This window comes from Rhodococcus sp. 15-649-2-2, from assembly GCF_002258645.1.
GTDB lineage: Bacteria > Actinomycetota > Actinomycetes > Mycobacteriales > Mycobacteriaceae > Rhodococcoides.
Genome location: NZ_NPFM01000016.1, coordinates 217055 through 242571, shown reverse-complemented (window position 1 = coordinate 242571; position 25517 = coordinate 217055). Strand labels below are relative to the sequence as shown.

The following is a 25517-nucleotide window of genomic DNA, read 5'->3' as shown; positions in this document are numbered from 1 at the left end:
GGAAACTCGTAGTCCGCTACGAAGTTCCGCTCACGACGGTGGGTCTGCGCATCGACAGCGCGCAGGCACCCGTCATCACCGCAACAACCACGAGCCCGACCACCGACAACACCAGGTGGTCGGGCTCGCTTGTGCGCGTGGCGACTGCAACGTCCGAAGACAGGCCCGGCTGATAGCTCGCGGCGCACACCACCACCGGCAGAGTCATGGTGAACAGCGCGGGCAGCGAGAGTGCCAGTGAACCCGGTGAGGTCGTCAGAGCGGACACCACCACGTACGCGGCGACGAACGGCAGAATGAATTCCGTTCCTGTCGGCACCTCGAAGTAGCCCTCGACAACTCCCGCAACAGCGATCAGGAGCAGCACGCCCAGCCCGACATACAACTGCGGCCACCGGTAGCCGATACATGCTCCGACGATCAGCAGACCAACACCGAGAGCCAGCTGTGCACTGTCTTCAGCGGCCAGGCCGAACGATCCGAGCGCAGACGCCGCCAGTGCGACGAGCACCAGCAGCATGCGGCCGTCCCGCCCGGGGATCAGGAACGAGGCCAGCAACGCGACTGCCGTCACACCGGCGAGGCTGCCGAGCCAGACCACGCTCCCGGCGTTGTGACCGGCGGCAATCCAGCTCAGGAATCCCGCTGCGACGGGCAGTGGAATGCCGACCAGCAGAATTCGCCGGGTCTCGTACGGCTGTAGCTCCTCGCGGCGGTGCGCCAGGAACAGAGCAACAGCCGTGCCCGACGCGACGATCACCATCACTATCGCCCGCTGCGGGCTCACGTCGTCCTCGGCACCGACCACATCCCAGACGAACACGGGACCGTCGTTCGCCTCCAACAGCGCATCCAGTGCACCACCGAGCAGACCGGCACCGAGGACGGCAACTGCCAACGCGGCCTGTGCAGCGCGTTGCCGCCCCGCCAACACTGCAGCCGCGGCGAGTAATGCACCGGTGGCCAGTGCGCCGGCCCAGTGGCCGAGCAATCCGGTCACCATTCCGACGGTCTGGAACACGATGACGAGCACCGCTGCGATCGCCACGACGATCGAGGTGTGTGCGCTCGCACGTGCCAGCCCGACCGAGGCCACGCAGGCAGAAATCGCAACGACGGTCAGCCCGTTGACAATTGCCCAGAACGAACGGAATTCTGCGGTGGCGCTCAACAGGGAATCGAGCGGGCCGATGTCACTGATGGCATAGCCGACGACAAAACCGGCCAGGAGCATCGACAGTACTTTCATACTGCCGATCATGCCGTCAGCCGAATTTCACTCCCTGCGCCAGGGGCAGTTCGTTGGAGTAGTTGACGGTGTTGGTTGCGCGGCGCATGTAGGCCTTCCATGCGTCGGAACCGGATTCGCGTCCGCCGCCGGTTTCCTTCTCACCACCGAAGGCACCTCCGATCTCTGCGCCGGAGGGTCCGATGTTGACGTTCGCGATGCCGCAGTCCGAACCGGCGGCAGACAGAAAGCGCTCCGCTTCACGCAGGTCGGTGGTGAAGATCGACGACGAAAGTCCCTGCGGCACATCGTTGTGCAAGGCGATCGCCTCGTCGAGGGTCTCGTACGTCATGACGTACAGGATGGGCGCGAAGGTCTCGTGCTTGACGATGTCGGTCTGCGCGGGCATCGTCACGATCGCGGGCTGAACATAGAACGAGTACTCGTCGACCACGTTCACCCGCTCGCCGCCGACCACCACGGTTCCGCCGTCGGACACTGCGGTCTCGAGGGCTTTCCGATAACCCGAGAAGGCACCAGCATCGATGAGCGGGCCCACCAAAGTGTCACTGGCCAAAGGAGATCCGATCGACAGTGTCTCGTACGCCGCAACCAGCTTGCCGACCAGTTCGTCCGCGACCGAGGCGTGCACGATGACGCGTCGAAGCGAGGTGCAGCGCTGACCTGCCGTGCCGGCGGCCGAGAACACCAGTCCGCGCGTCGTCAGATCGAGATCGGCCGACGGCGTCACGATCGCCGCGTTGTTGCCGCCGAGTTCGAGCAACACCCGGCCGAATCGTTCGGCAACCCGCGGGGCCACGGCCCGGCCCATTCTCGTCGAACCGGTAGCCGACACCAGTGCGACGCGTGAATCGTCCACCAGCGCTTCGCCGGATGCGCGGCCACCGACCACCAACTGCGCGATCTTGGGGTCCACGCCTGCCGCAGCGGCAGCACGCTCGAACAGTGCCTGCACTCCGACGGCAGTCAACGGAGTCTTCTCCGACGGCTTCCAGATGACGGTATCGCCCGCGACGAGCGCGAGGGCGGTATTCCAACTCCACACCGCAACAGGGAAATTAAAGGCGGTGATGACGCCGACGACGCCGAGCGGGTGCCACTGTTCCATCATGCGGTGCCCGGGCCGCTCGGTGGCAATGGTGTTGCCGTAGAGCTGACGTGAGAGTCCGACGGCTAAGTCGCAGATGTCGATCATCTCCTGCACCTCACCGAGGCCCTCGGAGACGATCTTTCCGGCCTCGATCGACACGAGCGCGCCCAGATCTTCCTTGTGCACCCGCAGTAGTTCGCCCAGTTCGCGGATCACCTGACCCCGTACCGGGGCAGGCACCTGCGACCACGACACGAACGCGGTGTGCGCGTCGGCGATGACGCTCTCGACGTCGGCTGCGGATGCGGATGCCAGCGACGCCAGGTTTCCGCCGGTGATGGGCGAGCGCGCGACGATCGCGTCGGGTCCAGCGGGAGCGTCGAGCGCGATCGTCGCACCCAGCCGGTCGAGGATGGCGCGAGTGCGCACACTCAACTCGTCGTGGGTGATGGATGCAGACATGCGCGTACACCTTCCGTGGAGAGAACCGAACCGTCGGAGATCAGCCTACCGATGAGGGTCACAACCGTATAATTTCCTGCGTATTGGGCTTGCCTACGGAATATTAACGCGTATCTTCGACGTCATGACGCAAGTATTACAGCGCACCGGAGTGACGATCGACGCCTCCAACGTTCGCGACGTGATCGGTGAACACCTACTGGCCGACGGTTTCGAGCTTGTCCTCGACCTTGATGCCTCGACCGGTTCCACCCTGGTCGACGCCAGGGACGGCACCCGCTACCTGGACCTGTTCACGTTCTTCGCGTCCAACGCCCTGGGCATGAACCATCCGGCCCTGATCGACGACCCGGAGTTCCGGGCAGATCTGATGCAGGCGGCGATGAACAAGCCCAGCAACTCCGACATCTACACCGTGCCCATGGCCCGGTTCGTCGACACGTTCGCCCGTGTACTCGGTGACGATCGATTGCCGCACCTGTTCTTCGTCGAGGGCGGCGCACTGGCGGTGGAGAACGCGTTGAAGGTGGCGTTCGACTGGAAGTCACGCTGGAACGAAAGTCATGGTCAGGACCCATCACTGGGCTCCCAGGTGATGCACTTCGAGCATGCGTTCCACGGGCGCTCGGGTTACACGATGTCGTTGACCAACACCGACCCGAACAAGGTTGCACGCTTCCCGAAGTTCGACTGGCCACGAATCCCGTCCCCGTTCATCAGATCCGACGCGAACATGGACGAACTCGAGAACGCGTCGTTGGCGGCAGCCCGCCTGGCCTTCGAGGCCAACCCGCACGACATTGCCTGCGCCATCATCGAACCCATCCAGGGCGAGGGCGGAGATCACCACTTCCGGCCCCGCTTCCTGCAGAAGTTGCGAGACCTCTGCCACGAGTTCGACGCCTTGTTCGTCATGGACGAAGTTCAGACCGGTGCCGGAATGACCGGTACAGCATGGGAATTCCAGCAGCTCGACGTCGTTCCGGATATCGTCGCCTTCGGCAAGAAGGTGCAGGTCTGCGGCGTCATGGCCGGCGGCCGTGTCGACGACATCGACGACAACGTCTTCGCCGTCAGCTCTCGCATCAATTCGACGTGGGGTGGCAATCTCACCGACATGGTGCGGTCGCGTCGAATCCTGGAAGTGGTCGAGTCCGAGAAGCTCATCGACCGCGCCGGCAAGCTCGGGGTAGTGCTGCTGACCATGCTGGAGGAGTTGGCAACACGACACAACGTGGTCTCCGAGGTCCGCGGACGCGGTCTGATGTGCGCCTTCTCCCTGCCCGACGCCGCCACTCGCGACCGAGTGATCGAGCTGTTGCGTACCGAGGAACACGTCCTCGCCCTCGGCTGCGGCGACACCGCGGTGCGATTCCGCCCCGCACTGACGATCACCGAAGCCGAGCTGACCCAGGCCGTCCAGTCCATCGATCGGGTGCTGAGCATCCTCTGACGTTGTCAGGTAAATCTTGACAAACCGACCTCCTGTTGTCAGGCTGTTCCTGACACAGGAGGTCGATCATGGATCCCATCACCCTCGCCATCGAGGCCGATATCTCTGCTGCAACGCGGGCAGTCGTGACAGCAGCGGCCATCGAGGCCGGACGGGTTGCCGACGAGATCATCGGCACAGGTCCCCTGCCTGGAACACCGGAATGGGATGCCGAGCAATCGACCGACCTGCCCGCACGACGCAGCCTCGCGTGGCATCTGTTGAGCCTTCGTGTCCAACTGGCGGCGGGACTCGATGGCCTCGAAACCGTTGTGGTGCTGCGGGTTCAGGGTGCAACGTGGGCGACCATCGGCACTGCTGTCGGCATGTCGCGGCAGTCCGCGCACGAGCGGTGGGGTGCCCGATCGGCGGCCGTTCTCGATCCCGTCGGCGACGGACTGCCCGAGATCGTGCCGAACGACGACCCGACCTGAGCTACAGCAGCATCCTCGCAGCACCTGCTGCCACGGCGTCTGCTGCTCGCTGGAGTGCGGGCGAAGACAACGACCACTGCTGCCAGTACAGCAGCACGTCGTCGATTCCGTTGTCGTCGAAGCACTTCAGCGAGTCACGGGCCTGAAGGTCGGGGATCATGCCCCATCCGAAGCCGAGGTCGACGGCCCGCGCATAGTCCGCGGACGCCGGCACCAGATGACGCGGAGGCTCGTGCGGTCCGACACCGAAACGCTGTAAGTAGTTGTCCTGCAACCGGTCGTCGGCGTCGAAGACCACCACCGGGGCGGCACGTAGCGCCACGGCCGTGACCCCTGCAGAGAACCATCGTTCGACGAATTCAGGCGTAGCCGACGGCCGGTAGCGCATCGCACCGAGGCGTCGAACGGTGCACCCACGAACCGGATCGGCTACCGATGTTATTGCGGCGGAGACGATCCCGTCGTGCAGCAGTTGAGCGGTACGATCCTGATCTTGCCGATGCAGGTCGAAGGTCGTCTGGGACGACAGTGGCGCGAGCACAGGCAGTACCCAGGTCGCCATCGAATCCGCATTGACGGCAATGGAGACAGGAGCGGCGATTCCGTCGTCGGTCAGTTCGGCCCGAGTCTGGTCGGTCAAGGTATCGATCTGGCGAGCCAGTCGCAGCACTGCAATGCCGGATTGAGTGGCCACCACCGGTTTGCTTCGCTGCACCAATGTTCGCCCCAACGACTGCTCGAGCGACTTGATTCGCTGGCTCACCGCCGACGGCGTCACGTGCAGCGCCCGAGCCGCAGCCTCGAATGTTCCGCCGTCGACCACTGCTTTCAGGGCTCTGAGCTGCTCGATCTCCATCGTATGAAGGTACTCTAATCAATACTGAAAAACATGCGCTGGACCTTACTGTGGGGTCCTTCTAGCGTTACAGTCATGACATCGCTTGCCGCCGCACAATCGACCCTCACCGGATTGGGCGTCGGGCTCTCTCTCATCGTCGCCATCGGCGCGCAGAACGCGTTCGTGCTGCGCAAGGGCCTGCAGCGCACCCACGTGTTGCCGGTAGTGGCGGTATGCGCCCTGTCCGACGCGGTGCTCATTCTCGCCGGGGTGGCCGGCATCGGAGTTCTCGTCGACCGCTTTCCCGTCGCTCTGCGCGTGGTGACCGTCCTCGGTGCCTTGTTCCTCCTCGTCTACGGACTGATGGCACTCAATCGCGCGCGCACTCCCTCGACGATGACGACCGAGACGACCGGTGGCGGTTCACTGATCGCGGCCCTCGCCACCTGCCTGGCGCTGACCTGGCTCAACCCGCACGTCTATCTCGACACCGTGGTGTTCCTCGGTTCCATCGGCAACCGTCAGCCAGGAGACCTGCGTTGGTGGTTCGCCGTCGGCGCGATGCTGGGCAGCGTGCTGTGGTTCACCGCCCTGGGATACGGATCGAGGGTGCTCAGTCCGCTGTTCGCGCGACCGTTGGCCTGGCGAATCCTCGACCTCGGGATCGGGATCATGATGCTGACCCTGGCGGCACTGTTGGTGTTCGGCTGAACCTGGACACTTGATCCGCGGTACAACGAGTGATCTGATAGTCGCGGTAGACCGACCGCACGGTCTCGAAAACCCTGGAGGACTCCCGTGCCGTACCTCGGCCTGTTGATCATGCTGATGGCAATCTTCTGTCTGATCGACGTCATCACCGCCGACGACTCCGGCATCCGCCACCTCCCCAAAATGGTGTGGCTACTACTCGTCATCGTCCTGCCGTTGGCCGGCTCGATCGCATGGCTCGTCGTGGGAAGACCCGAAGGCGGCGGCATCTGGGGTGGCAGCGGTGCACCGCGCACCGCGTCGGCATACCCCGAGTACGACGCCAAACCCGGCCGGGCCGTCGCCCAGTCGCAGGAAAGCGACGAGGAGTTCCTCCGCCGCTGCCGCGCCCGCGCCGAGGAACAGCGTCGCATCGCCCGCGAACAGCGCAAGAGCGAATGAGCCAGCGGCCCACAGTGCACGCGGAATAACACCATGGCCAAGCTGACGACGTTTCCCGAACCGAGTTCCGCCCTGTCCGATCCCGCCGACCTGTTTCGCGAGTACCTACGCTTCTATCGCAGCGAGCTGGTTCGGCGAATCACTGCCCTGAGCGGCGATTCCCTGACCACCACAGCCGTTCCCTCGGAGTGGACCCCGCTGCAGATGCTGACCCATCTGGTGCACATGGAGCAGCGCTGGTTCGTCTGGGGATTTCTCGGCAGGGCGGTCGACGCGCCGTGGGGTGACGAGAAGGACGGCTCATGGCATGTGCCGGCCGACGTGGACGCCGAGACCCTGCTGACCAGGCTCGAGGTCGGTGCCAGTCTCACCGAGGAAGTACTGAGCACACACCGGATGGACGAATTGGCCACGCTCGGTGGGCGATTCACCGATGAGAGGCCGACTCTGATCTGGATCTGCTTTCATGTACTCCAGGAATACGCCCGTCATCTCGGCCACCTCGACGTCGCTGTCGAACTGGCCGGCGGGCCGAGAGGTGAGGGACCGGCATGAGAATCAACATCACCAGCGTCTTCGTCGACGATCAGAGCAAGGCGCTGACGTTCTACACCGAGGTACTGGGCTTCGTCGTCAAACACGATGTAGCCATGGGTGGCCCCGATCGTTGGCTCACGGTCGTCTCACCGCAGGATCCGGAAGGCACCGAGTTGCTGCTCGAGCCCAGCGGTCATCCTGCAACCGCACCGTTCAAGGATGCACTCTTCGCAGACGGCATCCCGTTCACGCAGTTCGCGGTGGACAGTGTTGCAGCAGAATACGATCGGCTCATCGGCCTCGGCGTTCGGTTCACTCAGCAGCCCACCGAGATGGGCCCGGTGATCACTGCGGTGTTCGACGACACCTGTGGAAACCTGATTCAGATCATCGCTCCGGCGAGCTGACAACTCAGACGTTCGCGTACAGATCGACGGTGGTGCCGTCGGGATCGTGCACGACGGCATAACGCTGCCCCCAGAACGCATCCCACGGCTGCAGGTGGCCGGTGTACCCCGCCTCGGTCACCGCTGCCCACGCCGCGTCCACTCCGGCGGCGGAACCGCAATCGAAGGCGAGCGCAACGCGATGACCGCCGCTGGGCGGCGTCCACGTCGGGTCGAAAGAGGTGATCGTGGAGGGCAGGTCGAACAACAACCGAACGCCGCCGAGATCTACCTCGACATGTTGCTCGGCATCGGCGTCGGCCGGAATATCCAGTCCCAGAACGCGATAGAACGCCAGTGCGGCAGCCATATCGGCGACGACTATTTCGATTCCTGCCAGACGTGGTTTCACGACGACAAGGCTAGCCGCGTCAGCCCCAGTTCGCGGCATTTGTCAGGCAGAAGGGATGCCCTGCCGGGTCGAGCAGTACGCGCCAGGTCTCACCCGGCTGGTCGTCGGGCAGCGTCGCCCCGAGTTTCACGGCGGCCGCCGCCGCGGCGTCGAGATTTTCGACGGCAAGATCGAAGTGAAACTGCTTGCTGCCATTGGCATTCGGCCACGGCGGTGGCTGATAGTCGTCGACGCGACCGAATCCGAGCGCACTGCTCGGACCCTGCAGCATCGCGTACTCCTGCTCCGAATGTACGACGCTCCAGCCCAACAACGACGACCAGAATCTCGCGCTGGCCGCAGGGTCTGCGCAGTCCAGGGTGACCATCTTCAGCGTGGCCACGGGTATCTCGGTCATGGTGATCCTCCTTCACAACGAATGTCGGACCAGACTCCTACACTGACGCCCGTGCCGGATAGGAAAAACGCGACAGCCACCCAGTCCGGCGTCCTGCGGCCGGATCAGCTGGCACAGTACGTCGACCTGGTACGGCTGCCGTGTGCGGCGGCGTTGGAACCGTGGGTCGAGAATTACTGGCAGCTCCAGTGGAATCTGCCACCCGGCACCTCGTACTGCAGTTCGACGCTCCCGCACCCGGCCTGCACGCTCAGCGTCGAACACGGCTGGACCAGAGAAGGCGTCGTCGACCCGGTGGTGGTGACGGGAGTGCTCACACGCCGCTTCGACGTCGTGCTCGCCGAATCCGGTTGGGTCTTCGGCGTCAAGTTCCGGCCGGGCGGCTACGCGGCCTTCACGGGAACGGTGGCTCGAAGCCTGCGCGACGTCCAGGTGGCCCCGCCCACTCCGTTCCGAGCCGACACCGTCGACGCATTGGCGGAACTGGGCGGACATCTGGATGCCGACCACTGCCGAACCGTCGTCGATGCGGTTCTCGCGCCCTATGCACCGGACGTCGAGCCGGAGTTCGAGGTCGTTCTGGCCATCATCGGGACCATGCTGGGCGATCGGACGCTGATTCGTGTCGCCCAGGTGGAAGAGCGGTGCGGGATAGGCACTCGGCGACTCCAGCGACTGTTCGAGCGTTATGTCGGAGCGACGCCCAAGTGGGTTCTCGGCCGCTATCGCATCCACGATGCTCTCAGTGAGCTCGACAACGGCTACTCAGGTCCCCTGGCAGACCTCGCGGCGCGATACGGCTGGTTCGACCAGGCGCACTTCACCCGTGAGTTCACCGAACTGGTGGGAATGCCACCGAGTTCGTATCAACTGTGAGTAACGCCTTCGTCACGCATTGGGACTTTTGCCGGTTCGTTTGGCACAGTATCCCGCGGTGCTCGGTAGTACCGGGCGGGGAACAGCAGCACAGAGGAAGAGTGGGCTCCAACGCATGATCAACATTCTTGTTGCCGGTGGTATCGCGTTGGCGGTCTCGATTCTGTTGACGCCGTTTCTCATCGCGCTGTTCACCCGACAGGGCTTCGGCCAGGAGATTCGCGTCGAGGGCCCGGCAAGTCACCAAGCCAAGCGAGGGACGCCGACGATGGGCGGCGTCGCGATCATCGTCGGTCTGTGGGCCGGCTATCTCGGCTCCCACCTCGTGGCGATGGGCGGCGACGGCCCGTCGGCGTCTGCCCTGTTGATCCTCGGTCTCACGACTGCTCTCGGCGTCGTCGGTTTTCTCGACGACTACATCAAGGTCCGCATGAAACGAAGCCTCGGCCTCAAGGCAACCGGCAAGTACGTCGGGCAGATCAGTGCAGCGGTGATCTTCGCAGTACTGGCGCTGCAGTTCCGCAATGGGAACGGGCTGACGCCGGGCAACGTCGAACTCTCGCTTGTGCGCCAATCGACGTTCTTCACGATGGCCCCGATCGTTTTTGTGCTGTTCTGTGTATTCCTCATCGTCGCGTGGTCCAACGCGGTCAACCTCACCGACGGGCTCGACGGTTTGGCGGCAGGATCGATGACCCTCGTCCTCGGCGCGTACACCGTGATGACGTTCTGGCAGTACCGGCAGTCGTGCGCGACCAACTCCGTTGCCGGGTGCTACCAGGTGCGCGATCCACTCGACCTCGCCGTCGTCTGCGCCGCCGCTGCAGGTGCCTGTATCGGCTTCCTGTGGTGGAACGCCGCCCCGGCCAAGATCTTCATGGGCGACACCGGTTCGCTCGCCCTCGGTGGACTGCTCGCAGGCCTGTCGATCGTGAGCAAAACCGAGCTGATCGCCGTCGTCTTCGGAGCTCTGTTCGTAGCCGAAGCTGCGTCGGTTGTCATTCAGGTCGCCTCGTTCAAGAGCACCGGCAAGCGGCCGTTCCGAATAGCGCCGATTCACCACCACTTCGAGTTGGGCGGCTGGGCGGAGACGACGGTCATCATCCGGTTCTGGCTCTTCGCCGCGATCGCATCGGCATTGGGGCTCGGGTTGTTCTACAGCGAATTCCTCGCGGCCGTCGGCTGACCTCTACGATTTCGATATGACCGACGAACTGTCTCCGGTGGCCAAGGTCGATGCTCTCGCCGCCGAACTCGAACAACTCGATGCTCGACGCGTCGCCATCGGGGTCGAGCTCGTCAACCTTCAATTCGGCCTCGACGGAGATGCCAAGATCCGCGCGACGGAGGTCTTTCACAGCGACTACCTGGAACGCCTCTTCTCATTGGTCGACGAACTGCGCACCGACGAATAGCTCCGGCCTCGCTACACAGCGTCGGGGTCCGAGCGCGACACCACGGTCAGCCGGAAGTCTCGCAGCGACAGAGTGAGTGCGGCCAACGCTGCAATCGCTACTCCACCGATCGGAAACACCAACCACGGATTGCCGATGGTGGGAGCGAAGGTCGACGGGACCTCTTCATCACCGAGATACGGCACAAACACTGCGTCTGTCTCATACGTTTCGGCCACGTAGGTGTCCGAAACTGAACTACCGATTGACGTCCAGCCGAAGTCAGCTGCAGGAGGCGAGTTGATCTCGATGCTGAACGGATGCTCCCACGACCAATTCGACGCCGCTTCGGTTGGTTGCGGCGGCCAATGCGTCCAGGCGAGTGCACTGCCGGCTCCGAGCGTCGCACCGATCACGACCAACAACGCGAACAAATCGATGCGACTGCGCTGGCGATCCTGGACGAGACGCAGACCCGTGTCGACGAGGAACGACGCCGCCACCAAGCCGATTGCCAGTCCGGCACCGACGAGATAGAAGGTGACGGGAAACCAGCTCGGGCGGATGTACTGAACACCGATACCTGGCGCACCGTCGGACGGCCCGGCGACAGCGACATGCCATACGACCGCCGCCGAAGCTCCGACCGCCGCGCCGACGGCGGCAAGCACCGCGACGAGCGCTTTACCGGATGGCCTGTCCACGATCGGGACTCTACCCACGACGGAAACTCGGTGGTGTCGGAGGGAAACTCACGTTACGGTGTTTCGGTGAGTTCACCCGAGGCATCCAGATTCGAGCTACCGGCACCCCGGTAGCTCGACAACCGAAGCACTCGATCACGACACGTTCGGTGAGCACCCGTGTGCCGGTCCATTTTGTCCTGGACCCGTCTCACATTCGGAGAACCCTCCATGCCACCGCTCGTATTCTTGCTGTCCACAGCTGTTTTCGCGCAGGGAACGTCAGAGTTCATGCTGGCCGGACTGCTGACCGACATCGCCACCGATCTCCACACAACGGTCCCCCGCGCTGGATTGCTGACCTCGGCATTCGCCATCGGCATGATTGTCGGGGCACCGGTCATGGCCGTAGCGACACGGCAGTGTCCACCGCGCCTGGCCCTGTGCTCATTCCTGGCGACCTTCATCGCGATGCACGTACTCGGCGCATCGACCAACAGCTACGCGCTCCTGTTCGTCTCGCGGGTAGTGGCCGCATTCGCCAACGCCGGTTTCCTGGCACTCACCTTGGCCATGGTCTCGGCGTTGGTCACACCCGATCGCCTCTCTCGCGCCGTCGCCACGATCCTTGCCGGCACCACTCTCGCACTCGTTGTCGGCGTTCCGTTGGGCACACTCGTAGGATCACTTCTGGGTTGGCGTGCGGCACTGTGGGCTGTGGCGTTGCTGTCGGTTCCTGCGCTCGTCGCCGTGGCATTGGCTGCACCCGCCACCCAGGAGGTGCGAGCCATGGGTTCGCTGACCACCGAATTGGCTGTCCTGCAACGACGCTCAGTGCTCCGGGTCCTCGTTCTCTGCGTTATCGTCAACGGTGCCACCTTCTGTTCGTTCACCTACTTGGCTCCCGTCGTCACGGAACGAGCGGAATTGCAGACAGCGATGGTGCCGGTAGTGCTTGCGTTGTTCGGGATCGGCGCTCTGGGTGGAGTCTGGACCGCAGGCAGGTACGGTGACCGGCACGCGAGGAGAATCGTGTCGTTCGGTGGCACAGCGCTTCTCGTCGGTTGGTGTCTGTTCGCGTTTGCGTCGCAGTGTCCGGCTACTGTGCTGTTCTTCAGCTTCGTGCAGGGAGGGCTGTCGTTCGCCCTCGGCAGCACACTGGTGAGCCGAGTGATGCGCAACGCGGTCGGTGCGCCGACAATGGCGGGCTCGTTCGCAACAGCGAGCTTGAACATCGGTGCTGCCGCCGGGCCTGCTCTCGGCGGAGTGGTCTACAGCTCGGCACTCGGACCGATCGGGCCACCAGCCGCCAGCGCAGTCTTGGTGGGTACAGCTCTTGTGGCATCTGTTCTGTTGACCTGAAGCGTGGTTGAGGTTCTACTGTCGTTTTCATGAACTCACAAGCACACCGACAACCACGACCGATGCAGCCACCCGAGCGACAGCCGATCGGATTCTGGACCGCCCGCGCCGGCGACGCCATCCGAGCACGTACCCGCGGCGCCCTCCACGACATCGGTATCACTCAACCCGAATGGTGGCTCCTGCATCAGATCTCGCTGCACCCCACAGGGGCCGACAGGGAAGCGACGATCGAGAAGATCGGCCACAACGATACTCCGGAGGCAATCGTCGAGGCACTCGACTCCGCACGTGCGAAGGGCTGGATCACGGAGTCCAATTCACGCGTGACATTCACCCCGGACGGCAAGGAACAATTCCGACGTGGGGCGGACGTTCAGCAGATGCTGCAGGACGAACGTATGCAGGGCATCGGTCAGGACGAGTTCGTCACCGCAATTCAGGTGTTGCAGAGAACAATCCAGAACGTCGGGGGCGACGCCTGGCATTGGTGAGATCAGCTGCGTCGAATGCGGCCGACCGATACCGCAATCGCCAGTCCCAGAAGTGCACCGAGAACAGGCAGGCCGAATACCAGGAGCATCCAATCGGGCGCACCCTGGTACTGCTCGTCGCCGACGAATGCGTAGTTCACCCGCTGCGGCTGGGGCTCCCACAACAGATAGCCGACCGCACCGACGAGACCGACCGAAAAACCGATCAGCGTGAACAACTTACGCATCCGGGTGCGCCTCTCGGGCAGCTGTTGCGAATGCGGCCATACTCGGGAACCTCATGTCGAAGCTGTATTCCTCGGACGGTTCCGGCGTCGCACCCCATCCGGGGCGATCGTGCCGCCGATCGATCCACACCGACGCGAGGCCATGACGTTTCGCCGGTACGTGATCGTGGAACAGACTTTGCGCAACGTGCAGTAGACGCGACCGGGGCACGCCCAGGTTATCGAGAACTCCATCGATTGCGTCGAAGTGGTTGTCGGCAGGCTTGTACGCCCCGACATCCTCGGCCGTGACGATGGCGTCGAACTGAACGCCGAGACGGCGGTTGCTACCCGCAAAACCGTCGCGGTGAACGTTGGACAGTATGACCAGCTTGTACCGCTGGGCGAGCGACGCCAGCGCGTCGGCCGAGTCCGCGAAAGCCGGCCAATCCGGGACGGATGCTCCGAGCTTGTCCGCCCAGTCGGCCGAGACAGAAATCCCCAGTGTGTCACCGGTCCTCACGAAGGCCTCGGCGAGAATTCGGGGATAGAGGGCGGCGGGAGAATCTCGCTGCGCCCCAGCTTCGTTGGGGCCATAGGCCGTGAGCAACTCGTCGTCCGACAGCTCCGAGCCGGCCTCCTGCGCCCACGCTCTGAGCACCTCGAGAATGCCGGCTTCCCAGTCGATCAACGTCCCGTAACAGTCGAAGCTCAGCACGTCGTAGTCGGCGAGATTCATGCGACAGCGCTCCTAGCGAAAATCAATGGCGGACGACAAGTCGTGCCGATACCGTCTGCAGGTCATGAGCATCGTACTGCGATTTACAGGCCCTCGACCGGGTATCGGTCGTCGGGTCGGCCCAGTGCACCGCTGAAGTCCAGACGTCGGACACGGTCGAGGGATCCCATCCGTCGATCGACAGAGGACACTCACATGACCAGCTATATCTCCAATTCCCAACTGATTCAGGATCTCTCGATCCGCGACTTGACCGACCCGGACCAGGGCCCACACGCGATGCAACTCCTGTTGACCGCAGTGGTCGAAGATCTCACACACATGTGGGACACCGATACCGAGGTTCTCCGGCTCAGTGCCGTTGTACCGGTGCAGGACAATTACGACAAGCTCGGATTCGGTGCCGATGCTGTGACCCGCGACCGACGGTATTCGCGCTACCTCGGTCCCAACGTGATGCTGCGCAGTCACACATCCGCATACATCCCGTGGATACTCGAGCAAATGGACGGCGCATCGGATGTCGATCGACTCGTCGTTCTGCCCGGTCTGGTCTATCGGCGCGATGCCATCGACCGCACGCATGTCGGTGCGCCGCATCAAGTCGATCTGTGGCGATTGGTATCCCGGCCCGACCTCACCGATCAAGACCTGTCCGCCATGATCGAGTCCGTTGTTCGATCGGTCCTTCCCGACGCCGAGTGGCGGGCAGTGCCCGCGGACCACCCGTACACCTGGGGTGGCCATCAGATCGACGTGCGCAACGGCGACGCCTGGATGGAGCTCGCCGAGTGCGGCTTGATCTCGCCACAATTGTTGCAGCGCAGTGGCCTCGACCCGACTCGGTGGTCCGGCCTCGCACTCGGAATGGGGTTGGACCGCGCGTTGATGCTGCGCAAAGGGATCGACGACATTCGTCTGTTGCGCGCCGAAGATCCTCGAATTCGAAGCCAGATGCTTCACTTGGAACGGTGGCAACCGGTGTCCTCCATGCCGCCCATTCGTCGTGACATTTCTGTCGTGGTTCACGAGAGCATCGACGGCGAACTCCTCGGTGATGCAATTCGCACCGCATTGGACGGGGACGGTGAACTACTCGAATCCGTGGAGCTACTCTCCGTCACAACCTATGAGGATCTGCCCGACGCAGCCCGCGTCCGACTCGGCCTCGCTTCCAACCAGGTCAACGCTCTGATACGTATGACGCTCCGGCCTATCGGACGCACTCTCACCGACCGAGAGGCAAACCTGCTGCGCAACAGAGTGTATCGAGCAGTTCACATCGGTCCCGTCGGAGAGCTGATCGACGGTAGAGTTCTTCGTGACAGTCGATCGGCTCACGATGAAAGGCAGAACCCATGAACATGGGCGAAGACGCCGAGGTACGCAACGTCGTCGACGCCCTGAGCAAGATTGACAAGCCCTGGCAACCGCACCGACTCGCCAGCATCAACGACTACGACGTCAAGGTGGTCAAACTTCTCGGCGAATTCGTCTGGCACACGCACCCGGACACCGACGAGATGTTCTTCGTCCACAGCGGAGAACTCACCATCCAACTGCGTGACCGCGACGTCGCACTCGGGCCCGGTGATGTTTTTGTCGTCCCGGCAGGCGTCGAGCACTGCCCCAAGGCAGCCGAAGAGGTGTCGGCTCTGCTGTTCGAGCGATCGGGCACCGTCAATACCGGCGATGCAGGCGGCGACAGGACCTCGCAGGTCAAAGAGTTGTGACGGCAGTTCTGCTGCGTCCGGCTGTTCGGTCCGACGCCGAGTTTCTGTTCTCCATGGCGTCGGACGTCGAGGTAGTTCGATGGGTTGGCGACGGAAACCCATGGAGTAGAGAGTATTTCGACCATCGACTTGCGCTGGCACTGAACGCGACGGGCAGCCACGAGCCGGACGTGCAGAAGTGGTTCATCGGGACTACCGAGGAGCCGGCGCGTGTTGGGTTGCTCAGCACCATTCGTCGATCCGACCACCTGGAGGTCGGCTATTGGGTACATCCGGACCATTGGGGTCTCGGCTACGCAGGCAAGCTTCTCGTTCACGCGCAGGAGCATGCGTCCGGTCTACCGTTGGCAGCGCAGGTGTATCGGGAGAACGGAGCATCTCGTCGGGTTCTCGAGCGGGCCGGGTTCGCACTCGTCGACGATGGAGATCCCCTCACCTACGGGCGTAATCCGGTGCCCTGACTCACCACGTCCTGACAGGCCGGGGACGAACGGTGGTGCGGCCGGTCGTGACGCCACGCACCATCGGGCGCATCAGAAATTCGTGGGGAAACCCGGGATCGACAGCGCTGACTGCATGCAGTTGGTCGAGTTGCGATCGGTCGAATACGACATCGAGAGCAGAGATGTTCTGCTGCAACTGTTCCAACGTCCGCGCCCCGATCAGCGAACTGACGACCGACGGATGCCGAAGGGTCCATGCCAACGCCACCTGAGCAGCGGTGACTCCGAGTTCGTTCGCGACGTCGACGACGGTATCCGCAATCTCGAGCCCACGCACGGTCAACGTTCCGTTGGCCTTCGCGTGATCGCGACGAGTCCCTGCTGGACTCGCGGAACCGACCGCCACAAGGTCTGCGGCAGTGTATTTCCCCGTCAGCACCCCACCGCCCAGTGGGGCCCACGGAACGACGCCGATGCCCAGACTCGCTGCCATCGGCAGCAATTCCCGCTCGGTCGTCCGTTCGATCAAGCTGTACTCCACCTGGAGTGCCGCAAACGGCGGCCAACCGCGTAGCTCCGCTGTGGTCTGCATGCGCGCGACTTCCCATGCCGGTGTATCCGAAATGCCGATGTACAGAACCTTTCCCGAACGGACCAGCTCACCGAGCGAGGCGATGATCTCGTCACCGGGCGTCATGCCGTCCCAGGCGTGCAGGTACAGCAGGTCTATGTAGTCGGTGCCGAGATTCCGCAGGCTTGCTTCGACGGACCCGCGCAGACTCTTTCTACTGCCCCCACCCGCATTCGGATCCGACGGATCACGCGTCGCGGCATATTTCGTGGCGACGACGACCGAATCACGGCGGCCCCGGAGAAATCGCCCCAGGTACTGCTCGGACTGGCCGTCGGTGTAGATATTGGCGGTGTCGACCATATTTCCGCCGGCATCGAGGTAGGCGTCGAATATTCTTCTCGAGTCGCCCTCGTCTGCACCCCAGCCCCAGGCGGCTCCGAATGTCATCGCTCCCAGCGAGAGTGGTGATACTCGAAGACCGGAGCGGCCCAGCAATCTGTACTCGTCCATGCGTGTCATCGATCATGTCTCCTTCGTGTGCGGTCCTACTCACCGTCCTTGCCCCGTCGGGAAACGGGAAGGACAAGATCATCCTGGGAAGGGCGATACCAGGCTGATCGCACCGAAGTGGCATACCGTGGATCGGGTGAGTACTCGGTTGGGTCGAAACGAACTGGCAGCATTTCTGCGTGCCAGGCGTGAGGCGCTCAATCCGTCGGATGTCGGTCTACCACCACGGATAGGTGCCTCCCGGACACCCGGTTTGCGGCGTGAGGAGGTCGCTGCGTTGGCTGGAGTGAGCGTGGACTACCTCGTTCGGCTCGAACAGGCGCGGGACGTTCGGCCATCCGCCCAGGTGGTTCAGTCCCTGTCGAATGCGCTCAGACTGTCTCCCGATCAGACCGGCTACCTGTTCTCGCTCGCCGGCCATCGCGCACCGGAGCGGGCCTCCGCCCACGAGGTGCCCGACGGCATTCAGCAGCTGATCGACGACGTCGCCCCGTTGCCGGCGATGGTGCTCGATCACCGGCTCGACATCCTGGCCACGAACGACATGATGGCCGCATTGCTGCTCGACATCGACCGACGACCCGTCGTGGACCGCAACGTTCTTCGAATGTGTTTCCTGGACACCCGATTCGATGGATTCTACGAGGCTCGTGATGATGTCGTTCGGGGTGCAGTGGCCGACCTTCGCGCTGCCTGGGTGAACCACTCACACGACGCGAAGTTGGCAGCGTTGATCGAGGAGCTCGAACGAGGGAGCACGGAATTCTCCCGCTACTGGCAGTCCCGGGAAGTGTCCGTGCGGAACCGAGGTGACAAACCGATGCGGCATCCACTTGTCGGGCAGATCACCGTGACATTCGATGTCCTCACCCCACTCGGCGACCCGGACCTGCGGCTCATCGTCTACCGTCCGGCAGACGCGCAATCCCGTTCTGCGTTGGACGAACTCGGGCGTCTGCGCACGCAGCAATCGCAGCGACACCTGCACACCATCTGAATCCGACTGTGCCGGGCACAGAAAGTCGGGTGTGCGCTCCCGTTTTTCCCTATCGTTTCCCTCAGAACGAGGGAAGGTCTGGCGGCACATGCTCGAACGATGGAACGCAGCACTCGACTACATCGAAGACAATCTCGACCACGAGATCGAAACGACCGAGCTCGCCCGCATCGCGCTGACATCGGAATACCACTTCCGGCGCGTGTTCTCGGCTCTCGCCGGGATCCCGCTGTCGCTGTACATCCGACAACGCCGAATGACATTGGCAGCAGCGGAGATCCTCGACGGACAGGGCGTACTCGACGTTGCGACCAAATACGGTTACTCGGCAGATGCATTCACCCGAGCCTTCCGAGATCTGCACGGCGTCACACCGTCTCAGGCACGCCGACCCGGAACCATCCTTCGTTCCCGACAAGCAGTGGCATTCCACCTGACCATCGAAGGACGAAGCACCATGCGATACCGCATCACCGACCTGCCGCCATTCCACATCGTCGGCAAAAGCACCCGAATCCCACTTCGGTTCAGCGGCGAGAACACCGCAATGACCGAATTCCACCGAAGCCTGGCCCCGGGAACCGGCGACCGACTGCGTGAACTCGCCGACCTGCCCGAACTCCCCCAGATCCTGTTCGTCAGCGACAGCTTCGAACCCCACCGCGAGGACGGCAGTCTCTTCGACTACTACTTCGCCGTCGCCACCACATCGCCCGCACCACCCGAATGGAACACCCTCACCGTCCCCGCATCGACCTGGGCGGTATTCGAAACACGCAGCGATACCGCACTCGCCCCCGCCCTCCAACAACTCTGGGCCGACGCCTTCGGCGAATGGTTCCCCTCCAACCCCTACGAAGCAATCCCTGGACCGGAAATTCTCACGGTCACCGAAAACTCCCCCGACTGGTCCTCGGGTGCGGGAGAACTGTGGATCCCGATTCGACGAAGCCACTAGCCATTGCGTCCGTTCTTCTCGCACACCCCATTCCCCCGGCAGTCAATGTGACCTTCGGTGGCCTTTTCGGGGGTCAATGGCACATCGAGTGGACTGCATGATCCGGGCCGTTGAAATCAAGAAGGCCGGCGAGCCAAGATCGTCGTCAGGTCGGCCAGGGCTGAAGTTGCCGCAGTCAGTGCTCGACGGCCGTCCGGGGTCAGTTCGTCGAGCGCATCGGAGAGCACCTGAGAGCTGACCGCGTCATATTCGGCCAAGAGGTGCACTGCTTTCGGTGACGCCGTGAGGGCCGCTCCGCGCAAGTCGTCCGACGAGACCGATCTTTCGACGAGTTCGGCGTCAACCATCGCCTTGATCAAGTTGCTCACGGTGGATCGAGCCAGGTTCAGGTGTGCGGCGAGGCTCCCCGGGCTCATATACGGCTCAGCGGCGAGGGCTCTCATGACCTCGATATGCGAATCGGGGATGTCGGGTAGTTGGGCAGCTTCTCGCGTCGCACGAAGCAGCGACCGTCGCAGCGGTCCCAGTTGTCGACCGAGTTCGATCGCGGTGGAGTGCATCGTTCGATACTCCCACATATAGTTTTGCCGCAAACATAGTTTTGTGACAAAATGGCTACATGAGCGCAGATACCACCGTCCACAACCCTGTTCCGACTCAAGACCTCAGCGGCATAGTCGGACACCGCTTCATCTACACCTACGCGAACAACTGGCAGTACGAGATGTACGTCAAGAACGCGACCACCATCGACTACCGCATCCACACCGGCATGGTCGGCGGACGATGGGTCAAGAACCAGGAAGTCGATCTCGTCCAACTCGACGACGATGTCTACAAGATCTCCTGGAACGAACCCACGGGAACATCCGTCGTCGTCAACGTCATACCCGGTAAGCGTCGTCTGCACGGCACGATCTTCTTCCCTCAGTGGATCGAGCTGGACGGTACGAAAACCGTTCTGTACCAGAATGATCATCTCGACGAGATGCGCGCCTACCGTGATGCCGGACCGACCTACCCCATTTACGTGGTCCCCGAATTCGCCCGAATCACTCTGTTCGAGCACGTCGGCATCGACGACGAGACGATCGTCTCGGTCGCGCCCAGCGATCTGCCCGACGGATTCGCCGACCGAACGAACTGACGTGGGCCCCGAGCTGATCTTCGTCGCACATCTGTCGGTCACCGTGGGCGAACCGATCGACGTGGGCGAGGTGGTCGACGGTCACCGTCGCCTCGTGCCGATCCTCGGCGGTACTGTCGAGGGCCCTCTACTGCGCGGCCGAGTCCTGCCCGGCGGAGCGGATCACCAGATTCTCCGCACCCCCACACTCACAGAACTGGACGCCCGATACGCGCTCGAGACCGATGCGGGCGAACGAATCGCCGTACACAACATCGGCATGCGAAGTGGTGCCGAAGAGGACATCGATGCACTTGTCCGCGGTGAACATGTGCCCCCCGAGCGCATCTACTTCCGAAGCCAACCACGCCTGTCCACCGCCGCGAGCCGCCTCGGATGGATGAACGAACGACTGTTTATCGGATCCGGCCAGCGATTGCCGAACTCCGTGGAGCTGGACGTGTATCAGGTCACCTGAGCGGTGCGGTGGGGTGCACTCGATGTCACCTTCGGTGGCCTTTTCGACGGTCGATGTCACATCCAGTGGGCTCGAGGGCGGTCAGGTGAGGGACTGCCCGTAGACGTGGGTCACGGAGATCGTCACCAACACTCGTCGGTCGGCGACCATGACTGCTCGGTATTCGTTCCAGTCGGGATGCTCGCCGGCCGCGGCGCGGTAGTAGTCGACCAGAGCCTCGATTTCGGGGCTGTTCGGTGACGTACCCGGGCCGGTGAGGGTGACGGTTCCTTCCGCCGTTGCCCATGCCGTGCCGTCGGCGTTCGTCACTTCGAGAGCCGCACGTGGATCTCGGCGCAAGTTGGCCGTCTTCGCTCGTCCTTCGGTCACCGAGATCCGGATGGTGTCGGCGGCGCGATCGTAGAACGGCGTCACCGGCGACAGCTGCGGAAGTCCGCTCGACTTGATGGTGGCCAGCACGCCGATTCGGCTCTGCTCGAGAAGGTCGTGTGGATCGAATGCGCTGTCGGTCATTGATTCCCCTCAGGTCGTGTGGACAACTCGGCCGCGTATGCCCCGATTGCTCGACGATATTTCCCCGTCGCCGGGTTCGCGGCCTGAAGTGCACTTCGTAGCGCCTGCGCCGCATCCCCGATATCCCAGAGGGTCAGCGCCACGAATGCGTCACGTGCAGAGATGTATTCGTTCGAGAACTCGAAATCTCGCAGCACCTGAAGCGCTTCGTGCAATCGCCCCACGTTGCGCAATGAGCTCGCTAATTGGATCCGGGCTTGATTCTCCCGGTCGCCGTCGAGACCAGCTGACAGGGAGGCTTCGTACAACGGGACCGCACCCGCTTCGTCGCCCAAGAAGTCTGCGAGCGATGCACGCTCGAACAGCACTCGAGCATCCGAATACGCTGTGGCCGAGAACAAGTGCTCCATCTCGACTCGCATCCGGACGGGGTCGGCGTCGTCTGCGTCGCGCCAGAACGCCGCTACCGGGTCCACGTTGTCTCCTCCTGTCGTCACGTGCTCCATCGTCGCAGACACCGCCTAGTCTCGACAGATGGATGTGGAACTGTCCCTTCTCAAGTTGCTGGTGGAAATCGACCGCAGTGGGTCGATGACGGCCGCTGCCGAACGGCTCATGTTCACCCCTTCAGCGGTGTCGCAGCAGGTCAAGAGGCTCGAAGCCGTCGTCGGAACCCCCGTCCTCGAGCGACACGCGCGCGGAGTGCGCCTCACCGAGGCCGGTAGGCTCGTAGCCGGGAGAGCGTCCGCGATCGACACGCAACTGTCTGCCCTGCGCGCCGACCTCGACGATCTGCTCGACGCCCGCAGCGGCCACGTCACCCTGGGCGTCTTCCCTTCCTTCGCTGCATCTCTTCTGCCTGATGTCATGGGCGCATTTCGCTCGGCGCACCCGGGGATCGAACTGGGCATACGGTCGTCACGACTGCGCGACCTGCACGCCATGCTGCTGGGACGTGAAGTAGATCTGTCCTTGGCATGGGACTACCCGGAATTGCCGATGGTGGTCGACGACGTCGAGACCGAAGTCATCGCCGACGACGCCACGGTCCTTCTCGTTCCAGCGGGTTGGTCGCGCGGAGGTCCGGTTCTGCTCGAATCGCTCGCAGACGAGCAGTGGATCGTCCGCGCATCGCAGCACCCCATCACCTCGATATTCCGATCATCCTGTCGCAAAGCGGGTTTCGAGCCGAGGGTCCTGGTCGAGTCCAACGACTACATGGAGTCTCAGGCAATGGTGGCCGCCGGGCTGGGACTCACCGTGGCACCCGCCATGACCACTCGCTATCTGCGCGACGGCGTCGACTCCATCGCCCTGGACGACCTGTCGAGGCGTCGAATCCTGCTGTGCCGGCTCGATCAACGAACGCCGTCACCCGCCGCACAGGCCATGCGATCGGTTTTGGTCGCATTGTTCCAAGCTATGAATTCGGCTTAAGTCAGATGTAAGAAGCAGTCTCTGGTCTTCACGCTCGCGGCCCGGCAAGGTATGCCACAGGTCACAACGATGACCGAGTCCGCAACGGTGCGGACGTGAACACCTGGAGACATCGTGACATCCGGACATTCCGCAGACACCGCTACCAACACCGTCGACCTGGTGATACTCGCCGGGGACGGCATCGGTCCCGAGATCAGCGTCTCGACGGTCTCGGTCGTCGAGGCCGCGCTCGCACGCAACGGCATCAGCGCTACGTTCACCGACGGCACCATCGGATTCGACGCACTTCGCGCATCAGGGACGACGATGCCCGACGCAATCGTCGACCTCGCACGCGCAGCCGACGGCGTCGTCCTGGGCCCGGTGTCCCATCTGGACTATCCCCCGACCTCGGAGGGTGGCGTCAACCCGTCGGGAATTCTGCGGCGAAAGTTGGACCTGTACGCCAACATCCGTCCGGCCAGGACCGTTTCGGCTCTGCCGAATCCGCTCAACAAGAGTTTCGACCTCGTGATCGCCCGAGAGAACACCGAGGGCTTCTACGCCGATCGCACCATGTTCGCAGGTGGAGGCGAATTCATGCCGACAGAGGACCTTGCCCTCGCCATCCGAAAAGTGACTCGACACGGTTCCGAACGGATCGTTCGCCGCGCCTTCGAGCTTGCACAGACGCGTCGATCGAAGGTCACAGTGGTACACAAGGCCAACGTTCTCAGGCTGAGCGACGGGCTCTTCCTCGAGGCGGCCAGGGCCGTCCGGCAGGACTTTCCCGACGTCGACTACGAGGAGCTGTTGGTGGACGCAGCCGCCGCATTGCTCATCCGTCGACCGGAGTCGTTCGACGTCATCGCCACCACCAACATGTTCGGGGACATCCTGTCCGACGAGGCGACCGAACTCTCGGGCAGCTTGGGGCTGGCAGCGTCGCTCAATGTCGGCGACAGTCATGCCGTTGCGCAAGCCCAGCACGGATCGGCGCCCGATATCGCCGGGCGAGGAATCGCCAACCCGGCATCCTTGATCGGTTCTGCAGCCATGCTCCTGGACTGGATCGGTCAGCAGCGGGGCGACGAAAGACTCTCTGCAGCCGGACGATCGATTCATCGTGCCATCGACGCAGGCGTGGGCAGGCCCGAGACGCGCACCGCGGACCTCCACGGAACCGCGACCACCGAGCACTTCACGCGCGCGGTGATCGAGCATCTCGATTCGGAGAACTGAATCATGTTGGCAGTACTCGGATTCTTGTCTCTTGCATCCTTCATGCTGGTCGTCATCAAGAAATGGGCGACGGCGCTCGTAGCCGTCGTCACCATCCCCATCGCCGTTCTGCTGATCAGCGGTCAGGGCGCAGCGCTGCCCGACATGGTGGCGGAGGGTATCGAAACCGTCGCCCCCACAGCAATTCTTCTTCTCTTTGCCGTTCTGTACTTCGGAATCATGATGGACGCCAAACTCTTCGACCCCATCTCACGTGGCATCATCCGATTATCCGGCGGCGACCCCGTCAAAATCTGCGCCGGCACAGCGGTTCTGGCACTATTGGTCGCACTCGACGGTGACGGCACGACGTCGTACATGATCATTTGCTCCGCATTTCTCCCCATCTATCGCAAGCTCGGAATCAACCCCCTGGTGATTGCCACAATCGCCACGATGGCTCTCGGGACGATATCCGGCACCACACCGTGGGGTGGGGCAGCGACCCGAGCGATCAGTGTGCTGCAGATCGACGCCACCGACTACTTCGTGCACATGCTGCCGGCCATGCTGCTGATGTCTGCGGCGATCATCGGACTCGCATACCTGTTGGGCCGCAGTGCACGAAAGAAGATTTCCCCGGAACGCATTGCCGAAGCCACCGCACACGTGTCTTCCGGTAGGCACGAAAGAGGTCCGGAGGGAACACTTCTGACGAAGGCAACCTGGCGAGCGTGGGTGAACGCAGCACTCACGGTCACACTGCTGGTACTGCTGGTACTGGGAGTTGCAGACCTACTGGTGCTGTTCATGCTCGGGTTCATCATCGTACTGATCGTGAATCACCCCAAGCCCTCCGATCAGGGCGACGTGATCCGATCGCATGCTGCCAACGCCGTCCCCGTCGTCATATTGGTCCTCGGTGCCGGCGTGTTCACAGGAATCCTCACCGAGACCGGTATGACCACCGCCATGGCCGACGCGCTGATCTCGCTGATTCCTGACGGTGCCGAGGGCATGATCCCTGCCGCCGCCGCACTGATCGGCATACCGTTGAGCTTCTTCATGGCCAACGACGCCTACTTCTTCGGGATCGTGCCGGTCCTCGCGGAATCGGCTGCGCAGTACGCCATCCCACCCGAAGAGATGGCGCGCGCCGCAGTGATCGGACAGATGGCTCACTCGATCGGGCCCGCGTCGGCACCGTTGTGGGTTCTGCTCGGCCTGGTCCGCGCGTCATTGGGCGACTTCCAGCGCTTCGCATTCCTGTGGGTTCTGGCCGCGTCGCTGATGTACATCGTCTTCGCGATACTGACCGGAGCCATCTCGGTGGGTCTGTGAT

At 63.0% G+C, this 25517-nt stretch carries 33 protein-coding genes; 21 read left to right on the top strand and 12 right to left on the bottom strand.

Annotated features, from left to right (window positions below):
• Positions 1-16: 16 nt before the first annotated feature.
• Together CH305_RS08850 and CH305_RS08845 are read right to left on the bottom strand one after the other, a co-directional pair.
• Positions 17-1249 carry a hypothetical protein gene (locus tag CH305_RS08850; protein WP_143545265.1) on the bottom strand — a complete coding sequence of 411 codons (1233 nt, stop codon included), beginning with the start codon at positions 1247-1249 and terminating at the stop codon, positions 17-19.
• Positions 1250-1265: 16 nt separating this feature from the next.
• Positions 1266-2801, bottom strand: coding sequence for an aldehyde dehydrogenase family protein (locus CH305_RS08845; RefSeq protein ID WP_094703410.1), 1536 nt, complete (start codon positions 2799-2801; stop codon positions 1266-1268).
• 124 nt (positions 2802-2925) lie between these two features.
• Here CH305_RS08845 and lat point away from each other — a divergent pair, with 124 nt between their 5' ends.
• Both lat and CH305_RS08835 read left to right on the top strand, forming a co-directional pair.
• Positions 2926-4254, top strand: a complete 1329-nt coding sequence (gene lat / locus CH305_RS08840; protein WP_094703409.1) for an L-lysine 6-transaminase — start codon at positions 2926-2928, stop codon at positions 4252-4254.
• 68 nt (positions 4255-4322) lie between these two features.
• Positions 4323-4727 carry a hypothetical protein gene (locus CH305_RS08835; protein ID WP_037152235.1) on the top strand — a complete coding sequence of 135 codons (405 nt, stop codon included), beginning with the start codon at positions 4323-4325 and terminating at the stop codon, positions 4725-4727.
• Between the two features lies 1 nt (position 4728).
• On the opposite strand, the gene CH305_RS08830 is transcribed toward CH305_RS08835, so the two are convergent.
• The gene (locus CH305_RS08830) at positions 4729-5583 is read right to left on the bottom strand and encodes a LysR family transcriptional regulator ArgP (protein WP_094703408.1); all 855 of its coding nucleotides are present in this window, start codon (positions 5581-5583) and stop codon (positions 4729-4731) included.
• A 75-nt stretch (positions 5584-5658) separates the two neighbouring features.
• Here CH305_RS08830 and CH305_RS08825 point away from each other — a divergent pair, with 75 nt between their 5' ends.
• The 4 genes from CH305_RS08825 to CH305_RS08810 all read left to right on the top strand — a co-directional run bounded on the left by CH305_RS08825 (position 5659) and on the right by CH305_RS08810 (position 7661).
• Entirely contained in the window at positions 5659-6276 is a 618-nt protein-coding gene (locus CH305_RS08825; RefSeq protein WP_094703407.1) for a LysE/ArgO family amino acid transporter, read from the top strand.
• An 87-nt stretch (positions 6277-6363) separates the two neighbouring features.
• Complete coding sequence (locus CH305_RS08820; protein WP_032401614.1) at positions 6364-6717, top strand: PLD nuclease N-terminal domain-containing protein; 354 nt, start codon at positions 6364-6366, stop codon at positions 6715-6717.
• A gap of 33 nt (positions 6718-6750) precedes the next feature.
• Positions 6751-7272, top strand: a complete 522-nt coding sequence (locus CH305_RS08815; RefSeq protein ID WP_094703406.1) for a DUF664 domain-containing protein — start codon at positions 6751-6753, stop codon at positions 7270-7272.
• On the top strand, positions 7269-7661 hold the full coding sequence (locus CH305_RS08810) for a VOC family protein (RefSeq protein ID WP_032401616.1): 393 nt from the start codon (positions 7269-7271) through the stop codon (positions 7659-7661). The genes CH305_RS08815 and CH305_RS08810 overlap by 4 nt, the downstream gene beginning before the upstream one ends.
• 4 nt (positions 7662-7665) lie before the next feature.
• Here CH305_RS08810 and CH305_RS08805 read toward each other — a convergent pair whose 3' ends face one another.
• Positions 7666-8091, bottom strand: a complete 426-nt coding sequence (locus CH305_RS08805; RefSeq protein WP_052065274.1) for a VOC family protein — start codon at positions 8089-8091, stop codon at positions 7666-7668.
• Positions 8072-8449 carry a VOC family protein gene (locus CH305_RS08800; RefSeq protein WP_094703405.1) on the bottom strand — a complete coding sequence of 126 codons (378 nt, stop codon included), beginning with the start codon at positions 8447-8449 and terminating at the stop codon, positions 8072-8074. The genes CH305_RS08805 and CH305_RS08800 overlap by 20 nt, the downstream gene beginning before the upstream one ends.
• A 51-nt stretch (positions 8450-8500) precedes the next feature.
• On the opposite strand from CH305_RS08800, the gene CH305_RS08795 reads away from it, so the two are divergent.
• The 3 genes from CH305_RS08795 to CH305_RS08785 all read left to right on the top strand — a co-directional run bounded on the left by CH305_RS08795 (position 8501) and on the right by CH305_RS08785 (position 10740).
• Positions 8501-9325 (top strand): helix-turn-helix transcriptional regulator, encoded by an 825-nt coding sequence (locus CH305_RS08795; protein WP_255182614.1) that lies wholly within the window; start codon positions 8501-8503, stop codon positions 9323-9325.
• 115 nt (positions 9326-9440) lie between these two features.
• Entirely contained in the window at positions 9441-10511 is a 1071-nt protein-coding gene (gene mraY / locus CH305_RS08790; RefSeq protein ID WP_032379473.1) for a phospho-N-acetylmuramoyl-pentapeptide-transferase, read from the top strand.
• Between the two features lie 16 nt (positions 10512-10527).
• Positions 10528-10740: a hypothetical protein gene (locus CH305_RS08785; RefSeq protein ID WP_032378810.1), complete on the top strand. Its 213-nt coding sequence runs from the start codon at positions 10528-10530 to the stop codon at positions 10738-10740.
• A gap of 11 nt (positions 10741-10751) precedes the next feature.
• Here CH305_RS08785 and CH305_RS08780 read toward each other — a convergent pair whose 3' ends face one another.
• The gene (locus tag CH305_RS08780) at positions 10752-11423 is read right to left on the bottom strand and encodes a hypothetical protein (protein WP_143545264.1); all 672 of its coding nucleotides are present in this window, start codon (positions 11421-11423) and stop codon (positions 10752-10754) included.
• A 210-nt stretch (positions 11424-11633) separates the two neighbouring features.
• Between CH305_RS08780 and CH305_RS08775 the strand changes: the two genes are divergently transcribed.
• On the top strand, positions 11634-12764 hold the full coding sequence (locus CH305_RS08775) for a Cmx/CmrA family chloramphenicol efflux MFS transporter (protein WP_094703403.1): 1131 nt from the start codon (positions 11634-11636) through the stop codon (positions 12762-12764).
• 29 nt (positions 12765-12793) lie between these two features.
• A complete protein-coding gene (locus CH305_RS08770) occupies positions 12794-13258 on the top strand; it encodes a MarR family winged helix-turn-helix transcriptional regulator (RefSeq protein ID WP_094703402.1) in 465 nt (154 codons plus the stop codon).
• A 2-nt stretch (positions 13259-13260) separates the two neighbouring features.
• Here the strand turns inward: CH305_RS08770 and CH305_RS08765 are convergent, their stop codons facing one another.
• Together CH305_RS08765 and CH305_RS08760 are read right to left on the bottom strand one after the other, a co-directional pair.
• On the bottom strand, positions 13261-13485 hold the full coding sequence (locus CH305_RS08765) for a hypothetical protein (protein ID WP_032401622.1): 225 nt from the start codon (positions 13483-13485) through the stop codon (positions 13261-13263).
• Positions 13478-14203, bottom strand: coding sequence for a haloacid dehalogenase type II (locus CH305_RS08760; RefSeq protein ID WP_094703401.1), 726 nt, complete (start codon positions 14201-14203; stop codon positions 13478-13480). The genes CH305_RS08765 and CH305_RS08760 overlap by 8 nt, the downstream gene beginning before the upstream one ends.
• 195 nt (positions 14204-14398) lie before the next feature.
• Between CH305_RS08760 and CH305_RS08755 the strand changes: the two genes are divergently transcribed.
• From CH305_RS08755 to CH305_RS08745, 3 genes are read left to right on the top strand one after another with little or no spacing between them, the layout of a single operon-like run.
• A complete protein-coding gene (locus CH305_RS08755) occupies positions 14399-15565 on the top strand; it encodes a hypothetical protein (protein WP_052077383.1) in 1167 nt (388 codons plus the stop codon).
• Positions 15562-15936, top strand: a complete 375-nt coding sequence (locus tag CH305_RS08750) for a cupin domain-containing protein (protein ID WP_256983618.1) — start codon at positions 15562-15564, stop codon at positions 15934-15936. The genes CH305_RS08755 and CH305_RS08750 overlap by 4 nt, the downstream gene beginning before the upstream one ends.
• Complete coding sequence (locus CH305_RS08745; RefSeq protein ID WP_179278232.1) at positions 15933-16397, top strand: GNAT family N-acetyltransferase; 465 nt, start codon at positions 15933-15935, stop codon at positions 16395-16397. Before CH305_RS08750 ends, CH305_RS08745 begins: the two co-directional genes overlap by 4 nt.
• A gap of 1 nt (position 16398) precedes the next feature.
• Here CH305_RS08745 and CH305_RS08740 read toward each other — a convergent pair whose 3' ends face one another.
• On the bottom strand, positions 16399-17472 hold the full coding sequence (locus CH305_RS08740; protein ID WP_032401626.1) for an aldo/keto reductase: 1074 nt from the start codon (positions 17470-17472) through the stop codon (positions 16399-16401).
• A gap of 127 nt (positions 17473-17599) precedes the next feature.
• Between CH305_RS08740 and CH305_RS08735 the strand changes: the two genes are divergently transcribed.
• Together CH305_RS08735 and CH305_RS08730 are read left to right on the top strand one after the other, a co-directional pair.
• The gene (locus tag CH305_RS08735) at positions 17600-18460 is read left to right on the top strand and encodes a helix-turn-helix transcriptional regulator (RefSeq protein ID WP_032402031.1); all 861 of its coding nucleotides are present in this window, start codon (positions 17600-17602) and stop codon (positions 18458-18460) included.
• An 88-nt stretch (positions 18461-18548) separates the two neighbouring features.
• Positions 18549-19418, top strand: coding sequence for an AraC family transcriptional regulator (locus CH305_RS08730; protein ID WP_094703398.1), 870 nt, complete (start codon positions 18549-18551; stop codon positions 19416-19418).
• A 116-nt stretch (positions 19419-19534) separates the two neighbouring features.
• On the opposite strand, the gene CH305_RS08725 is transcribed toward CH305_RS08730, so the two are convergent.
• Entirely contained in the window at positions 19535-19978 is a 444-nt protein-coding gene (locus tag CH305_RS08725; RefSeq protein ID WP_037152200.1) for a MarR family winged helix-turn-helix transcriptional regulator, read from the bottom strand.
• Between the two features lie 59 nt (positions 19979-20037).
• Here CH305_RS08725 and CH305_RS08720 point away from each other — a divergent pair, with 59 nt between their 5' ends.
• Both CH305_RS08720 and CH305_RS08715 read left to right on the top strand, forming a co-directional pair.
• The gene (locus CH305_RS08720) at positions 20038-20565 is read left to right on the top strand and encodes a phenolic acid decarboxylase (RefSeq protein WP_037152197.1); all 528 of its coding nucleotides are present in this window, start codon (positions 20038-20040) and stop codon (positions 20563-20565) included.
• A 1-nt stretch (position 20566) separates the two neighbouring features.
• On the top strand, positions 20567-21022 hold the full coding sequence (locus tag CH305_RS08715) for a DUF3237 domain-containing protein (RefSeq protein ID WP_094703397.1): 456 nt from the start codon (positions 20567-20569) through the stop codon (positions 21020-21022).
• 81 nt (positions 21023-21103) lie between these two features.
• Here the strand turns inward: CH305_RS08715 and CH305_RS08710 are convergent, their stop codons facing one another.
• Together CH305_RS08710 and CH305_RS08705 are read right to left on the bottom strand one after the other, a co-directional pair.
• The gene (locus CH305_RS08710; protein WP_032401631.1) at positions 21104-21535 is read right to left on the bottom strand and encodes a PPOX class F420-dependent oxidoreductase; all 432 of its coding nucleotides are present in this window, start codon (positions 21533-21535) and stop codon (positions 21104-21106) included.
• The gene (locus CH305_RS08705; protein WP_212709779.1) at positions 21532-22032 is read right to left on the bottom strand and encodes a tetratricopeptide repeat protein; all 501 of its coding nucleotides are present in this window, start codon (positions 22030-22032) and stop codon (positions 21532-21534) included. The genes CH305_RS08710 and CH305_RS08705 overlap by 4 nt, the downstream gene beginning before the upstream one ends.
• A gap of 37 nt (positions 22033-22069) precedes the next feature.
• Between CH305_RS08705 and CH305_RS08700 the strand changes: the two genes are divergently transcribed.
• The 3 genes from CH305_RS08700 to CH305_RS08690 all read left to right on the top strand — a co-directional run bounded on the left by CH305_RS08700 (position 22070) and on the right by CH305_RS08690 (position 25516).
• The gene (locus CH305_RS08700) at positions 22070-22972 is read left to right on the top strand and encodes a LysR family transcriptional regulator (protein WP_094608951.1); all 903 of its coding nucleotides are present in this window, start codon (positions 22070-22072) and stop codon (positions 22970-22972) included.
• Positions 22973-23086: 114 nt separating this feature from the next.
• On the top strand, positions 23087-24196 hold the full coding sequence (locus CH305_RS08695) for an isocitrate/isopropylmalate dehydrogenase family protein (protein WP_094703396.1): 1110 nt from the start codon (positions 23087-23089) through the stop codon (positions 24194-24196).
• Positions 24197-24199: 3 nt separating this feature from the next.
• Positions 24200-25516, top strand: a complete 1317-nt coding sequence (locus tag CH305_RS08690; RefSeq protein WP_094703395.1) for a CitMHS family transporter — start codon at positions 24200-24202, stop codon at positions 25514-25516.
• The last annotated feature ends 1 nt before the right edge of the window (position 25517 follow it).